This is a genomic window from uncultured Marivita sp. (assembly GCF_947488135.1).
GTDB lineage: Bacteria > Pseudomonadota > Alphaproteobacteria > Rhodobacterales > Rhodobacteraceae > Marivita.
Genome location: NZ_CANKYW010000002.1, coordinates 18,610 through 34,231, shown reverse-complemented (window position 1 = coordinate 34,231; position 15,622 = coordinate 18,610). Strand labels below are relative to the sequence as shown.

General features: G+C 60.9%; 13 protein-coding genes. 8 read left to right on the top strand and 5 right to left on the bottom strand.

All coding sequences use genetic code 11. From position 1 onward, the window contains the following. Positions 1–22: 22 nt before the first annotated feature. The 4 genes from Q1B16_RS07330 to Q1B16_RS07315 form a co-directional block, all read right to left on the bottom strand. A complete protein-coding gene (locus tag Q1B16_RS07330; protein WP_299786128.1) occupies positions 23–1,066 on the bottom strand; it encodes a succinylglutamate desuccinylase/aspartoacylase family protein in 1,044 nt (347 codons plus the stop codon). Continuing rightward, positions 1,066–1,971, bottom strand: a complete 906-nt coding sequence (gene rimK, locus Q1B16_RS07325) for a 30S ribosomal protein S6--L-glutamate ligase (RefSeq protein WP_299786126.1) — start codon at positions 1,969–1,971, stop codon at positions 1,066–1,068. The genes Q1B16_RS07330 and rimK overlap by 1 nt, the downstream gene beginning before the upstream one ends. Continuing rightward, positions 1,968–2,579, bottom strand: coding sequence for a RimK/LysX family protein (locus Q1B16_RS07320; RefSeq protein WP_299786124.1), 612 nt, complete (start codon positions 2,577–2,579; stop codon positions 1,968–1,970). Before Q1B16_RS07320 ends, rimK begins: the two co-directional genes overlap by 4 nt. Before the next feature lie 73 nt (positions 2,580–2,652). After that, complete coding sequence (locus Q1B16_RS07315) at positions 2,653–2,973, bottom strand: HNH endonuclease (RefSeq protein WP_299786122.1); 321 nt, start codon at positions 2,971–2,973, stop codon at positions 2,653–2,655. Positions 2,974–3,126: 153 nt separating this feature from the next. Here Q1B16_RS07315 and Q1B16_RS07310 point away from each other — a divergent pair, with 153 nt between their 5' ends. From Q1B16_RS07310 to Q1B16_RS07300, 3 genes are all read left to right on the top strand, one after another. Continuing rightward, positions 3,127–4,302 (top strand): TIGR03862 family flavoprotein, encoded by a 1,176-nt coding sequence (locus Q1B16_RS07310; protein WP_299786120.1) that lies wholly within the window; start codon positions 3,127–3,129, stop codon positions 4,300–4,302. A gap of 79 nt (positions 4,303–4,381) precedes the next feature. After that, positions 4,382–6,409, top strand: coding sequence for an NADPH-dependent 2,4-dienoyl-CoA reductase (locus tag Q1B16_RS07305; RefSeq protein WP_299786118.1), 2,028 nt, complete (start codon positions 4,382–4,384; stop codon positions 6,407–6,409). 88 nt (positions 6,410–6,497) lie between these two features. Continuing rightward, positions 6,498–7,058, top strand: a complete 561-nt coding sequence (locus tag Q1B16_RS07300) for a type 1 glutamine amidotransferase domain-containing protein (RefSeq protein WP_299786116.1) — start codon at positions 6,498–6,500, stop codon at positions 7,056–7,058. A gap of 72 nt (positions 7,059–7,130) precedes the next feature. Here the strand turns inward: Q1B16_RS07300 and Q1B16_RS07295 are convergent, their stop codons facing one another. Further along, on the bottom strand, positions 7,131–7,574 hold the full coding sequence (locus Q1B16_RS07295; protein ID WP_299786114.1) for a DUF4399 domain-containing protein: 444 nt from the start codon (positions 7,572–7,574) through the stop codon (positions 7,131–7,133). Positions 7,575–7,794: 220 nt separating this feature from the next. Between Q1B16_RS07295 and Q1B16_RS07290 the strand changes: the two genes are divergently transcribed. From Q1B16_RS07290 to aceF, 5 genes are all read left to right on the top strand, one after another. Next, positions 7,795–8,700 (top strand): LysR family transcriptional regulator, encoded by a 906-nt coding sequence (locus tag Q1B16_RS07290; protein WP_299786112.1) that lies wholly within the window; start codon positions 7,795–7,797, stop codon positions 8,698–8,700. A 143-nt stretch (positions 8,701–8,843) separates the two neighbouring features. After that, complete coding sequence (locus Q1B16_RS07285; RefSeq protein WP_299786110.1) at positions 8,844–9,632, top strand: exodeoxyribonuclease III; 789 nt, start codon at positions 8,844–8,846, stop codon at positions 9,630–9,632. A 94-nt stretch (positions 9,633–9,726) separates the two neighbouring features. After that, on the top strand, positions 9,727–11,409 hold the full coding sequence (gene dld / locus Q1B16_RS07280; RefSeq protein ID WP_299786108.1) for a D-lactate dehydrogenase: 1,683 nt from the start codon (positions 9,727–9,729) through the stop codon (positions 11,407–11,409). Positions 11,410–11,597: 188 nt separating this feature from the next. Then, positions 11,598–14,258, top strand: a complete 2,661-nt coding sequence (gene aceE / locus Q1B16_RS07275) for a pyruvate dehydrogenase (acetyl-transferring), homodimeric type (RefSeq protein WP_299786106.1) — start codon at positions 11,598–11,600, stop codon at positions 14,256–14,258. A gap of 81 nt (positions 14,259–14,339) precedes the next feature. After that, positions 14,340–15,611 (top strand): dihydrolipoyllysine-residue acetyltransferase, encoded by a 1,272-nt coding sequence (aceF, locus tag Q1B16_RS07270; RefSeq protein WP_299786104.1) that lies wholly within the window; start codon positions 14,340–14,342, stop codon positions 15,609–15,611. Positions 15,612–15,622: the final 11 nt, after the last annotated feature.

Here is a 15,622-nt window from a genome sequence, read left to right as displayed (position 1 = left end):
TCGCGCGGGCCTGCGCCACGGCTCAGATAATCTCGTCCTCGTCGAACATCGGATCGTCCGCCAACTGGGTCGAATGCCCGTCCATCGCGTTTTCGGCCTTCTTGTAGGACGCGATCCGCGCGAGGTGGAATACGGCATCGCCTTCGTTCACCACCGGCATCACGGCCCGCCCCACGATGATCCCCTCGAAGGGCGCTTCGATCTCGGTTTCCTTTTCGCCGAACGGGTCCGAAACCGACCCGAGCACATCCCCCTTGCGCACCAGATCGCCATCGGACCTGTAGCTGCGGAACAATCCGCCCAAGGGCGCACGCAGCCATTTGCTTGACGAGCAGAACTGCGGCTGTGACTTGGCTGCGGCAATCCCCCGGCCCGAGATCATGTCGAGCGACCGAAGCACCCGCAGGATCCCGGCCAACCCGGCCCGCGCCGACACCTCGTCGAACCGCAGGCCCTCGCCACCCTCGTAGAGAAGCACCGGCGTCCCGAGATCCCGCGCCGCGCCCCGAAGCGAGCCTTCGCGCACCGGGGACTGCATGATGATCGGCGCGCCGAACACATCGGCCAGCGCTCGCATCTTCGGATCTTCGGGCGACACGCGCACCTGCGGATAGTTGGTCCGATGAATGGCGGCGGAATGCAGATCAATGCCGATATCGGCATGGGCAACGATCTCGGTCAGAAACATATGCGCAAGACGCGCCGCCAGAGACCCGCCCTCGCTGCCGGGAAACGAGCGATTGAGATCGCGCCGGTCCGGCAAGTAGCGGGACTTGTTGATGAAGCCGAAGGAATTGACGATCGGCACCACGATCAGCGTGCCCTTCAGCCGCTTCAGCGCAGAAGCCTTGAGCAATCGTCGGACGATCTCGATTCCGATCACCTCGTCGCCATGCACCCCGGCGCTGACGAAAACGGTCGCACCATCGGTTTTCCCGTGGATGACATGGGCCGACATCGTGACCGGCGTGTGATCGGATAGCGAACTGACGGGCAGATCGACCGTCCGCCTGCTTCCGGCCGGGATGACCTCACCTCCGATGCGGAATCCCGGCCGTTTGGGCATCAGCCCTTGCCTTTGGTTTTGGTTTTCCACGGCTTCGCGTTTTTCTCCAGGAACTCGATCATCTTGCCCGCCACATCGAGGCCGGTCGCCTTTTCGACACCTTCCAGACCGGGGGACGAGTTGACCTCCATCACCACTGCGCCGTGATTGGCGCGCAGCATGTCGACACCGCAGGCATTGAGCCCCATCGACTTCGCCGCCCGCACGGCAGTCGACCGTTCTTCCGGCGACAGCTTGATCACCTGCGCCGACCCGCCGCGATGCAGATTCGACCGGAACTCACCCTCGGCGCCCGTGCGCTTCATCGCGGCGATCACCTTGCCACCGATGACGATGGCACGAATATCCGTGCCACCGGCTTCCTTGATGAATTCCTGGATCAGGATGTTGGTGCCCGTCGCGCGAAACGCTTCGACCACGGATTTCGCGGATCGGTCGGTATCGGCCAGAACGACGCCCAGCCCTTGCGTGCCTTCCAGCAGCTTGATCACCAAAGGTGCATTGCCCGCCAGTTTCAGCACCTCTTCGGTCTGCTTGGGGTCATGTGCGAATGTCGTCACCGGAAGCCCGACACCGTCCCGCGCCAAAAGCTGCATGGAGCGCAGCTTGTCGCGTGACCGCCCGATGCCCACACTTTCATTCAGGGGATAGACCCCCATCATCTCGAACTGGCGCAGAACGGCCGTTCCGTAGAATGTGACAGATGCCCCGATGCGCGGGATCACCGCGTCATATCCTTCGAGCTTTTCACCGTTGTAGTAAATCTCGGGACGCCGCGAGGCGATGTTCATGTAGCAGCGCAGCGTGTTGATGATGTCGATCTCGTGCCCGCGCTGTTCGGCGGCCTCGACAAGGCGCTTGTGCGAATAGAGATCCGGGTTCCGGGCAAGAAGCGCGATTTTCATTTGGTTATCCTTTGGGTGTGGTCCGAATTGGCCGCCACCTGCATCAGGTTCCGCTTGCTGGGATTGACCAGGATCGGGTGACGCCGCAGGGCGGTGCGCCCGACGATCATTCGGAATTTCATTTCGGTCCGCTCGGTCAGGGAAAGGTCGATCTTCCAAAGCTTCGCGCCAAGGCGAAACTTGGTACGGATGATGATCCTCTGCTCCGGGACCCCGCTCGTGTTGGTGATGTGTCGGCGATCATGGATCGGACATTCGACATCGACGTCGTTGGCATCATCGTTGAATTTCGTGTGGAACCTGACCCACGGCACGCCGTCGCGTTCGAATTCGACGATGTTGGTCGCATGAAGCGCCGATGTCCGCGCTCCGGTGTCAATCTTGGCTTTGAGGTTGGTAAGCCCCAACAACGGCAAGTCGATGTGTTCTTGCCAACCTATTACGATCATAACTGTCGTTTCCTGAAGTCTGTTGTACCGACATTGCACCACGTCGGGGTGATCCGCCAGCCTCTGAACTGGGTTGAAGCCCTTGTCCAGCCTGCACACGCGATGGGCGTGCAGAGATGATGTTGCTGGAACGCCGGGCTCCCGGCGGGCAAAAAACAAACGTAAACAAATCGTTAATAGTTCCGATCCGGCCCCAATGTTTCGCGCGCGAAACGAAAGGACCGAACCGGACCTATCTCTTGCGTTTGCGGGACCGCTGCTTGCGCAGGCTTCCGGTGCTGCGGGCGTGGAAATCGGGGGGCCGTTTTCCCACCCAGTCGAAAAAGGCCGCAAGCCTCGGATGCGCCCGGAGTGCCTCCGGGGTGTTGTACTCGCGGGCCAGCTCTGTCTCGGTCAGGGTCGCGTGGATCTCGTTGTGGCAGATCTGATGGATCAGGATCGTGGGCCCGCCCTTGCCGCCTTTCAGCTTGGGAATCAGGTGATGTTGGCTTTGTTTCACGCCCGCAGGGATGGGCCGCAGGCAGAGCGGGCAGATCGGGGCAGGGTCGGTCACGACGACAGGTCTCCGGCGTGCGAGGCTTGTGCTGGGGCGTGGGTCAAGGCATCAAGCTGCGGTATCGCGGCGAAAGTTCAAGGGAATCGTTATGGAGACCGCACGCTCCCCGTCCACTCGCTCTGCCGTGCTGCGCAACGCCCCTGCGGACCCGTGACCGACGCGCTGGTCATTGGAGGTGGGCCTGCGGGCCTGATGGCGGCGGAGGCGCTGTTGCTAGCCGGGCGCGCGGTGACACTGGTCGAGGCGAAGCCGTCCATCGGGCGCAAGTTCCTGATGGCGGGGAAGTCGGGGTTGAACCTGACCAAGATGCAGGCGTTTGGGCCTTTTCTGGCCTCCTACGGAACCGGTCTTCACCCGACGTTGCGGGCATGTCTCAGGGCCTTTGGCCCCGATGAGGTGCGCATGTGGACCGAGGGCTTGGGGCAAACGACCTTTACCGGAACGACCGGACGCCTGTTCCCGCACGCCATGAAAGCCTCGCCTCTTCTGCGGGCATGGCTGGCGCGGCTGGATGGGATGGGTCTTGAACGCCACACGCGCTGGCGCTGGGTGGATTGGGACAAGAACGCCCACCAGTTCAGTACGCCCGAGGGCACACGCGTGCTGACGCCGCGCGTAACGGTCTTCGCGCTGGGCGGTGCAAGCTGGGCGCGGTTGGGGTCGGATGGCGCGTGGGCCGCGCGTTTCGCTGCGAACGGGATCAAGGTGAGCCCGTTCCAGCCGTCAAATGTGGGACTGCGCGTTGATTGGACCGCGCACATGGCTCCGCATTTCGGCAGCCCGATCAAATCGGTGGCCTGGCGCGCGGGCGATCTTGTGTCGCGTGGCGAGGCGATCCTGTCGAAAGACGGTCTTGAAGGGGGTGGCATCTATTCCCTGGCCCCCGCCTTGCGCGACGAGGGTGCACGCCTGACCGTTGACCTGTTGCCGGATGTGACTTTCGACGATCTGAAAACACGATTGCCGGACTCGCCCAAGAAGGGGCTGGCAAAGATCCTGCGGAACACGTTGAAGCTGTCTCCGGTCAAGATCGCCTTGTGGAACGAATTTGGAAAATCCTTCGATTATGGTGAACTGGCCCATCGGCTGAAATCCCTACCGATCCGCCATGCCGGGCTGCGCCCGATGGACGAGGCGATCAGCACCGCTGGGGGTGTGTCCTTCGACGCGCTGGATGACACGCTCATGCTCAAGGACCGTCCCGGCACGTTCTGCGCGGGTGAGATGCTGGATTGGGACGCGCCGACCGGGGGGTATCTTCTGACCGCGTGTTTTGCGACCGGGCTTTGGGCCGGGCGGCACGCGGCGGAGTATGACCGCACCTGACGGACGACTGTGACGTGACGTTGGGGCGTGACACGTCAACTTTCGCCGTGTCAGGTGACGCCAACGGAGGAGTTCTGCCATGACCACGTACCCGCATATGCTGGCCCCGCTCGACCTTGGGTTCACGACGCTGAAGAACCGCGTGCTGATGGGGTCGATGCACACGAACCTCGAAGAAACCGGCGATTGGAACCGGGTGGCGGAATTCTATGCCACCCGCGCGCGCGGCGGCGTGGCGCTGATGGTCACGGGAGGCATGGCGCCGAACCGCGAGGGTGGGGTGTTTCCCGGCGCATCTGGCCTGTTCACCGATCAGGACATCGCCAATCACCGGATGGTGACGGACCGTGTGCACGAGGCAGATGGCAAGATCGCCATGCAGATCCTGCATGCCGGGCGCTATGCCTATGGCAAGGAATGTGTGGCCCCAAGTGCGATCAAATCGCCGATCTCGCCCTTCGTGCCGATCGAATTGGACGAGGACGGGATCGAGAAGCAGATCGCCGATATCGTGACCGCTGCGAAACGCGCAAAAGTGGCGGGGTATGACGGGGTCGAGGTGATGGGATCCGAGGGGTATTTCATCAATCAGTTCCTTGTCACGCATACCAACAAGCGTACGGATCGCTGGGGTGGATCGTACGAGAACCGGATGCGCCTTCCCATCGAGATTGTGCGCCGTGTGCGCGAGGCGGTGGGACCGGAGTTCATTGTGATCTATCGCCTGTCGATGATTGATCTGGTGCCCAATGGCTCGACCCATGAAGAGGTCGTGCAACTGGCGCAGGAGATCGAGAAGGCGGGTGCCACGATCATCAATACCGGCATCGGCTGGCACGAGGCGCGCATTCCGACGATTGCCACCAGCGTGCCGCGCGCGGCGTTTGCTTGGGTCACGAAGAAACTGATGGGCAAGGTGGGCATCCCGGTGATCACGTCGAACCGGATCAACACGCCCGAGGTCGCCGAGGAAGTTCTGGCGACCGGATGCGCCGATATGGTCAGCATGGCGCGGCCATTTTTGGCCGACCCGGATTTCGTTGCGAAAGCGGCGTCGGGTAAGGCGGCGCAGATCGCGCCCTGTATCGCCTGTAACCAGGCCTGTCTGGATCACACGTTCCAGATGAAGATCTCGTCCTGCCTTGTGAACCCCAAGGCCTGTTTCGAGACCGAGTTGAAGGTTGAACCGACCGTAAATCGCAAGAACGTTGCGGTTGTGGGTGCCGGGCCTGCGGGCCTGTCAGCGGCGATCACGGCGGCAGAGCGCGGGCATGATGTGACGCTGTTCGACAAGGCGGACGAGATCGGTGGTCAGCTCAACATGGCCAAGCAGGTGCCGGGCAAGGAAGAGTTCTGGGGTTTGGTCGACTGGTTCCGCACCATGCTGGAGGAGACCGGTGTCACGGTATCCTTGGGCAAAGAAGTGACGGCGGATGATCTGTCCGGGTTTGACGACGTGATCATCGCCACCGGCGTCTTGCCGCGCGATCCGCAGATCCCGGGTCAAGACGGGCCGAACGTGCTGGGCTATGTCGACGTGCTGCGCGGAAAAGCGAAGGCGGGAAAACGGGTTGCCGTGGTCGGGGCTGGCGGGATCGGGTTCGACGTGTCGGAATACCTTGTCCATGAAGGTGAGAGCCCGACCGAGAACCTGCCCGAGTGGATGCGCGAATGGGGTGTCACCGATCCTGCGGAGGCGCGGTCGGGGCTGGCACCCGAGGGCGGGCAACCGGGCAAGCCCGCGCGGCAGGTGACGCTGCTCCAGCGCAAAGCTGAAAAGCCGGGCAAGCGTCTGGGCAAGACCACGGGCTGGATCCATCGCATGAGCCTGATGATGAAGGACGTGCAGATGAAGGCGGGTGTGAATTACGAGCGGATCGACGCGGATGGGCTTCACATCTCTTACGGAGAGGCGCGAGAGCGGCCGGAGGTGATCGCCTGCGATACGATTGTCCTGTGCGCCGGGCAGGTGTCGGAGCGGTCGCTGGCGGATGCGCTGGACGCCAAGGGTGTGACCTGCCACGTGATCGGCGGTGCCGATGTGGCGGCGGAACTGGACGCCAAACGCGCCATCGACCAGGGCACACGGCTCGCCGCGACACTGTAAGGAACGTGTTGGCTGAATGATGCGTTGAGTGACCAGACAGCGGGGCGAGAGGCCCCGCCTGGACATTCATCAACTCAGGAGGCCCATCATGCCTGCAATCAGTGACGCAAAGATCCTACTCATTTCGACCAACGGCTTTGAACAATCCGAGCTTGAATTCCCGCGCGATCAACTGCGCGCCAAGGGTGCTACGCTGCACGTGGCAACGCCCGACGGCAAGGCCATCAAAGGCTGGGAAGGCAGTGACTGGGGCCGTGAGGCCGAGGCGGATGTCAAGATCTCCGACGTGAGCGCCGACGACTACGACGCGCTGGTCATCCCCGGCGGTCAGATCAACCCTGACCTGCTGCGCGTCGATGAACACGTGCTGGAACTGGTCCGCAAATTCCATGACCAAGGCAAGACGATCGCCGCCGTCTGTCACGCGCCGTGGGTGCTCATCGAAGCGGGCATTCTGAAGGGCCGCGATGCCACGTCGTACCATTCCATCAAGACCGACGTGAAAAACGCCGGTGCGAACTGGAAAGATGAAGAGGTCGTGGTCGATCAGGCCATCGTGACGAGCCGTCAGCCGGAAGATCTCAAGGCGTTCGTTAGCAAGATCGTAGAAGAGATCGAAGAGGGCAAACATCAGCGCAGCGCAGCGTAAGCCACTCTGATAACACTGGAAAAGCCGGGCATCGCGCCCGGCTTTTTTGGTCATTCGACACTTTGGGTCGGGTTATTCAGTGACGTTTATGGTGATACGGTCGCTGACCACCGGCGGGGTGTGGGGGACGTGGAAATGATCCCCCAGCACCAACTGGACCGTGTGCTCTCCGGGTGGAAGATCGAGCGACACCTCCGTTTGACCGCCGCCGAAATGGATGTGGTTGTCGTCACTCGGAATGCCGTTTGCCGCGATTTCGGCATCATTCTCGGCCTCGCCGAATGGCGGGCGGTTGAGATAGACGTGGTGATGGCCGGTGTCTGCCTTTTCGACACCGGCGGGGGCGACGCCCATGCCTAGTAGGCCGAACTTGATGCTGACCGGCGATTGCACCGTGGCGCCGTCCTCGAGGTTGATGATGTAGAGTGACGCGCCGTCCGGTGCCGGGGTGTCGCTGGCCCAAGCGGAGACTGCGGTGGACAGGGCCAAGGCAGCGCCCAAGACAAAGTGTTTCATGTTTTCCTCCCATGATTGGATGCCGTCGACATGCGTCGCACTGGCTTCCCTTACGGAAAGTTAGGGCGAAAACGGCCCACGCCAAGCGGGCTTGGACGTGCCTGGCGCTGTTTCCCCTAAGACGACATTGTCCAAGAAAACCCAGATATTGTCGGCAGCCCGCCCAAGTCGCGTCGCATTTGACGGTCATACCCTTCGCAAGGAAACACGAGGAATTTGTATGGACCGTCTTACCGAAATGGAGGCCTTTGCCACGGTTGTGGATCAGGGTGGCTTCACCGACGCGGCGAAGAAGATGGGCATTTCGAAGTCGGCTGTCTCCAAGCATGTCTCGAGTCTCGAGGCGCGGCTTGGGGCGCGGCTTCTGAACCGCACGACACGCCGGGTGAGCCCGACCGAGATCGGTCTTGCCTATTACGACCGCGCGCGCCGGGTGCTGAACGATGCGGGCGAGGCGGACGCTTTGGTGACCTCCATGCAATCAGCGCCTTCTGGATTGCTGCGGATCAGCGTGGCCACGGATTTCGGGGTCAATCACCTGTCACCTGTCCTGGGCGAGTTCCTGTCGGATTTCCCGGACATCACCGTCAACATGGTTTTGAACAACCGGTACGTGGAGCTGATTTCCGAAGGGTTCGACATGGCAGTGCGGATCGGGGAGCTGGAAGACAGCACGCTGCGCGCGCGCAAGCTGACCGAGACGACGAAACGCATGATCGCGTCTCCGGCCTATTTCGAGAAATACGGTCGTCCGCGCCGGATCGACGATCTGAACGAACACAAGCTTTTGCACTATTCCAACCAGTCGAGCGGCAATGTCTGGAAAGTGACCGCACCGTCGGGTGAGAAGCGTCAAGTCCGTACAGCGGGTTGGCTGTCGGTGAACGATGGGCAATCGCTCCTCAACGCCTGTGTGGCGGGGCTTGGCATCGCGTATCTGCCATCTTTCCTTTACGCCGACGCGATGGAACAGGGGCTGGTCGAGGACGCGATCCCGGATCTGCCGATCGACACGCAGGGCATTTACGCCGTGTATCCGCCGGGCCGATTTACCCAACCCAAGGTGCGTGCCTTCATCGACTTCCTCGTGCACCAGTTCGCCGACAAAGGTCCCAAGGACTGGTAAGGCAATCTTCCCTCGTCTGTTCGCAGACCACCTTGACGCCCCGGATGCCATAGCCGGGGCGTTTTTTCGTGTCGGTTTCCGGGTTGCGATGGGGGCCGTGCACGGGCAGTGTCTGGCGACCTGATCCCTGCCGGAGCTTTGTCATGCCCTTTACCCTAGCCACCTGGAACATCAATTCGGTCCGTTTGCGTGAAGGCTTGGTGGCGAAACTGATGGCCGAGGAAGGGCCGGATGTTCTGTGCCTGCAAGAGTGCAAAAGCCCGGTGGCCAAGATCCCCGTAGAGCAGTTTCAAGCGCTGGGCTATGGCCACATGATCGCGCGGGGGCAGAAGGGGTATAACGGCGTTGCCATCCTGTCGAAGCTGCCGATCGAGGATCTGGGCCACAAGGATTTCGCCGGTCTCGGCCACGCGCGCCATGTGGCGGGGCGGCTGGAGAACGGGGTGACGATCCACAACTTCTATGTCCCCGCAGGCGGTGACGTGCCGGATCGCGCCGTGAACGAGAAGTTCGGCCAGAAGCTCGATTACCTGACCGAGATGCGGGATTGGTTCCACAGCGAACGGCCCGAGAAGGCGATTCTGGTGGGGGATCTGAACATCGCTCCGCGCGAGGACGATGTGTGGTCGCACAAGCAATTGCTCAAGGTGGTGAGCCACACGCCCATCGAGGTGGAGCATTTCGGCGAGACGCAAGAGGCTGGTCGCTGGGTGGATGTGACCCGCCAGGATATTCCCGACGGGTTGCTGTATTCCTGGTGGAGCTACCGCGCCAAGGATTGGGACGCGGCCGATAAAGGACGGCGTCTGGACCATGTCTGGGCGACGCCGGACATATCCAACGCAGCGCATTCGAGCCGTGTCCTGCGGGACGCGCGGGGGTGGGAGAAACCCAGCGATCACGCGCCGGTTTTCGCGACCTTCGATCTTTGACCGTTCAACCGTCAGGAAAGTGCGCGATTTGTCCTGTTGCGCGAGCCCCGGTCCGGCTTGCTAGGCTACCTCGCAACGCAAAGGAAGAAGACCGATGACGGACGACGACCTTCTAAAACGATTGCGCGATGTGGTCGGCGCACGCCATGTTCTCACCGGCGCGAAGCAGACCGAACGGTTCCGCAAAGGGTTCCGCTCGGGCGAAGGCGATGCGCTGGCGGTGGTGCAGCCCGCAACGATTCTTGAGCAATGGCAGGTGCTTCAGGCCTGCGTGGCGGCGGACAAGATCGTCATCATGCAGGCGGCGAATACCGGGCTGACCGAAGGATCGACGCCGAAGGGCTCGTACGATCGGGACGTGGTTCTGATCAACACGCGGCGGATGGATGATATTCACACGATCAAGGAAGGCGAGCAGGTTGTGAGCTTGCCGGGGGCCACGTTGTTCGCCTTGGAAAAGCTGCTGAAGCCGTTGGGCCGCCAGCCGCATTCAGTGATCGGGTCATCCTGTATCGGGGCGTCGATCATCGGTGGGGTGTGCAACAATTCGGGGGGTGCGCTGATCGAACGTGGGCCGAGCTATACCGAGTTGTCACTGTTCGCGCGGATCACGGAAAATGGCGCGCTCGAACTGGTCAATCATCTTGGGATCGCGCTGGGCGATACGCCGGAAGAGATCCTGACCCGGGTTCAGAAAGGCGATTTCACCGATGCCGATCTGGAAGACACGAACAAGCGCGCATCGGATACCGAGTATCACCGGCGTGTGCGCGACGTGGAGGCGGACACGCCCGCGCGGTTCAACGCGGACAAGCGGCGGCTTTACGAGGCGGCTGGCTGCGCTGGAAAGCTCGCGGTCTTTGCCGTGCGGCTGGACACCTATCCGATCAACGAAGACGAGCAGACCTTTTACATCGGCACCAATGATCCCGACGCGCTCACCGATCTGCGGCGGCATATCCTGACAGAGTTCGACAGCCTGCCGGTGTCGGGCGAATACATGCATCGCGAGATTTTCGATATCTCGGAGGCTTATGGCAAAGACACGGTCATGATGATCGACCGGCTGGGGACGGATAAACTGCCGACCTTCTTTGCGCTCAAGGGGGCGGTCGATGCGCGGTTGAACAAGTTTGCGCTGACGCGCGGGTTTACCGACCGCTTCATGCAAGCCGTGTCGCGACTGGCGCCAAAGGTTCTGCCCAAACGGTTGACCGACTTCCGGGATCGGTACGAGCATCACTTGATCCTCAAGATGCGGGATGGCGGTGTTGCGGAGGCGCGAGCCTTCCTTCCGACCTTTTTCAGGTCGCGCGACGGAGATTTCTTTGAATGCAAGGCCCGAGAGGGCAAGATGGCAGGGCTGAACCGCTTTGCGGCCGCGGGGGCTGCGATTCGGTATCAGAGTGTTCACCAACGTGAGGTCGAGGATATTCTTGCTCTCGACATCGCCCTGAAACGGAATGAGCGAGCGTGGTTGGAAGAATTGCCGCCGCATATCTCGGACAAGCTGGTGCACAAGCTGTATTACGGCCATTTTTTCTGTCACGTCCTGCATCAGGATTACATCGTGAAGAAAGGCGTCGATGTTGCAGCGCTGAAGGCCGAAATGCTGGCCCTGCTGGACGCACGCGGCGCGGAATACCCGGCCGAGCACAATGTCGGGCATATCTACACGGCAAAACCAGACCTGGCCGAGTTCTACAAATCAATCGATCCGACCAACTCGTTCAATCCGGGCATCGGCAAGATGTCGCGTTGCAAGCATTACGCGTGATCTGTTTTGTTTAGCTTTGAACTAGTTTTGCCATGCGTCTGATGCATGGAGGATATGACGTGCCGTTACTGCCGCTGGGGAACCCGGCGTGCTAGGTGCGCGTTGTTCGTTTCAGCACGATTGCGTCCGCGCAGTTTGTTCAACGATAAACTAATGGCCTGAACGGCCAGACCAAGGGAAGAGGGATTATGAAAGACAGCCCCAACGATATTGACCCGGTCGAATCCCAGGAGTGGCAAGACGCGATCGAAGACGTGATCCTTCGGGATGGCGCCGATCGTGCACATTTCCTGCTCGACAAGGCGGTCCAACAGGCGCGCGCCGCTGGTGCGAAGCTGCCGTTTTCGGCGAACACACCGTATCAGAACACCATCGCGCCGGATGACGAGGTCGACCTCCCCGGCGACACCGAAATGGAATGGCGCATCCGCACGATCAATCGCTGGAACGCGATGGCGACCGTCGTGAAGCGCAACAAGGTGAGCAGCGAATACGGTGGGCACATTGCCTCATTCGCGTCGTCCGCTGCGCTTTATGATATAGGTCTCAACCATTTCTGGCGGTCGAAATCGGCGATCCACGGCGGTGATCTGGTGTTCTTCCAGGGGCACGTGATTCCCGGCATCTACGCGCGGTCCTTCATGGAAGGCCGCATCAGCGCCGAAGAGCTTGAGAATTTTCGCTCCGAAGTGTCGGGCGGCGGTCTAAGCTCCTATCCGCACCCTTGGTTGATGCCGGATTACTGGCAGTTCCCGACGGTTTCGATGGGCCTGGGGCCGCTCATGGCGATCTACCAGGCGCGGTTCATGAAATACATGCACAACCGGGGCCTGATCGACATGGGCGACCGGAAGGTGTGGTGTTTCCTGGGTGACGGCGAGATGGACGAACCGGAAAGCCGGGGCGCCATCGATCTCGCGTCGCGCGAGGGGTTGGACAACCTGATCTTCGTCATCAACTGCAACCTTCAGCGTCTTGACGGCCCGGTGCGTGGCAACGGCAAGATCGTGCAAGAACTCGAGGGCGATTTCCGCGGTGCCGGTTGGGACGTGATCAAGCTTCTCTGGGGTCGTGGCTGGGACGAGTTGCTGGAACGCGACACGTCCGGCAAGCTGCGCCAGTTGATGGATGAAACCGTGGATGGCGATTACCAGACCTTCAAATCGAAGGATGGCGCCTATATCCGCGAACATTTCTTCGGCAAGTATCCTGAAACAGCCGCTCTGGTCGAAGACTGGACCGACGATCAGATCTGGGCGCTGCGGCGTGGCGGGCATGATCCCAAGAAGGTCTACAACGCCTTCCTGCGCGCCAGCAAAGCCAAGGGCACGCCAACCTGTTTGCTGGTCAAGACGGTCAAAGGTTACGGCATGGGTACGGCTGGCGAAGGTCAGAACACGACCCACCAGCAGAAGAAGATGCAGTTCGACCAGCTCAAGGCGATGCGGGATCGGTTCAAGATTCCGGTGACCGATGAAGAGCTGGAAAAGGACGTGCCGTTCGTCAGCCTGAACAATGCGCAGAAAGCTTACCTGGCGGATCGGCGCAAAGAGTTGGGCGGGTCCTTTCCGGTGCGCCATTGGAAAGACGCGCCGAAGCTGGAAATTCCGGCACTGGATCAGTTCAAGGGGCAACTCGAATCCACGGGCGACCGCGAGATTTCGACCACGATGGCCTTCGTGCGCATCCTGACGACGCTTTTGCGGGACAAGAAGATCGGCAAGAACGTCGTGCCGATCGTCCCCGATGAAAGCCGCACCTTCGGGATGGAGGGGCTTTTCCGCTCGGCCGGGATTTATAACCCACTGGGGCAGAACTACACCCCGCAGGACAAAGACCAGATGATGTTCTACAAAGAGAGCCTTGATGGTCAGGTTCTTCAGGAAGGCATCAACGAAGCAGGTGCTATGGCTGACTGGATTGCGGCGGCGACGTCGTATTCCAACCACGGCGTGCCGATGATCCCGTTCTTCATCTACTATTCGATGTTCGGCTTCCAGCGGATCGGCGATCTGGCCTGGGCGGCTGGCGACAGTCGGGCGCGGGGTTTCATGCTGGGCGGGACCGCCGGGCGGACCACCCTGAACGGGGAAGGCTTGCAGCACGAGGACGGGCACAGCCACATCCTTGCCAGCACGATCCCGAACTGCATCAGCTACGATCCGACCTTCAGCTATGAAGTTGCTGTCATCGTGCAGCACGGGTTGCAGCGGATGTTCGTCGATCAGGAAGATGTCTATTTCTATCTGACGCTGATGAATGAGAACTATCAGCATCCCGAGATGCCAATGGGCGCGGAAGAGGGGATCATCAAGGGTCTCTACCGCTTCTCCAAAACGGCGAAGCCGGGTAAGAAACACGTGAACCTGTTGGGCTCTGGTACGATCCTTGTGCAAGCGCTCAAGGCGGCCGAGATGCTGAAGGAAGACTTCGGTGTGACGTCGGATATCTGGTCGGCGACATCGCTGAACGAACTGGCCCGCGATGGTCAGGATTGTCTGCGCTACAATCGGTTGAATCCGTTGGCCGACCCGAAGGTGCCGTATGTCACGCAGCAGCTTGACGGGGCCAAGGGGCCGGTGATTGCCGCCACGGACTACATGAAGAACTTTGCCGAGCAAATCCGGGCCTTTGTGCCGGGCCGCTACACGGTTCTGGGCACCGATGGCTATGGCCGGTCGGACAGCCGCGTGAACCTGCGCCGGTTCTTCGAGGTGGACGCGAACCACATCGCCGCCGCTGCGATGGTCGATCTCTACCGCGAGGGTGCGGTGACCGAGAAAGACCTCAAGACAGCATTGAAGAAATACGACATCGACGGCGAAAAGCCGAACCCGCGTCTGGTGTGAGCGGGAGGAGATGCGCGCTTATTCAGCAAAAGTGGAAACCGGTTTTGCGCCCGGAATAGGCGGCACTAAAGGGAAGAAACTATGACAACCGAAGTTAAAGTGCCGGATATCGGCGATTTCACTGATGTGCCGGTCGTGACCGTTCTGGTCAGCGTTGGCGATACGATTGCCGAAGAAGACCCGATCGTCGAACTGGAATCCGACAAGGCAACGATGGAAGTGCCAAGCTCGGCCGCCGGTGTGGTGAAAGAGATCAAGGTCTCCGAGGGAGACAAGGTTTCGGAAGGGTCGTTGATCCTGATCCTCGAAGCGGATGGCGCCAGCGACGCGCCCAAGGAAGAGTCCAAGAGCGAGCCTGCGAAAACGGAAAGCAGAGAGCCTCCGAAACAGGCGGACACACCTGCGGCCGCTCCAGCACCGGCCAAGACCGATGCCGGCTTTGGCAAGGTCCATGCGTCACCGTCTGTGCGCGCCTTTGCACGTCGGGTCGAGGTTGATCTGGCGCAGGTGAATGGATCGGGCCGCAAGGGTCGTATCCTGCGCGAAGACGTCGAAAAAGCGCTCAAGTCGCAGACGGTCCCGGCAGCGGCCGGTGGCGGCGCTGCGCAGGGTGGCATGGGTATCCCGCCGATCCCAGCGGTCGATTTCTCGAAGTTCGGGCCGATCGAAGAGGTCGAGATGTCCCGGATCAAGAAGATCTCGGGGCCCGCGCTTCATCGCTCGTGGCTCAACATCCCGCATGTCACGCATAACGATGAGGCGGACATCACCGAGTTGGATGCCTATCGGAAAGAGATGGATACCGCGGCGAAAGAGGAGGGCTATCGCGTCACGCTTCTGTCTTTTGTCATCAAGGCGAGCGTTTCGGCGCTCAAGCAGCACTGGGAATTCAATTCGTCGATCCATCCCGATGGCGATAAGCTTATCAAGAAAGACTTTTACAACATCGGTTTCGCGGCGGACACGCCGAACGGTCTGATGGTTCCGGTGATCAAGGACGCGGATCGCAAGGGGCTGGTGGACATCTCGAAAGAGCTGATGACCCTGTCCAAGGCGGCACGTGACGGTGAGTTGAAGTCCAAGGATATGCAGGGCGCGACCTTCACCATCTCGTCGCTGGGTGGCATCGGTGGGACCAGCTTCACCCCCATCGTGAACGCGCCCGAAGTGGCGATCCTTGGTCTGACGCGGTCCAAGATGGCCCCGGTCTGGAACGGTGAAGAATTTGTGCCACGCCTGATGCAGCCCTTGTCGCTGTCCTACGATCACCGTGCCGTCGACGGCGCCTTGGCCGCGCGCTTCTGCGTGACGCTCAAGACGCTGCTCGGCGATATGCGCAAGTTGATGTGGTAAGGGGAGCGATC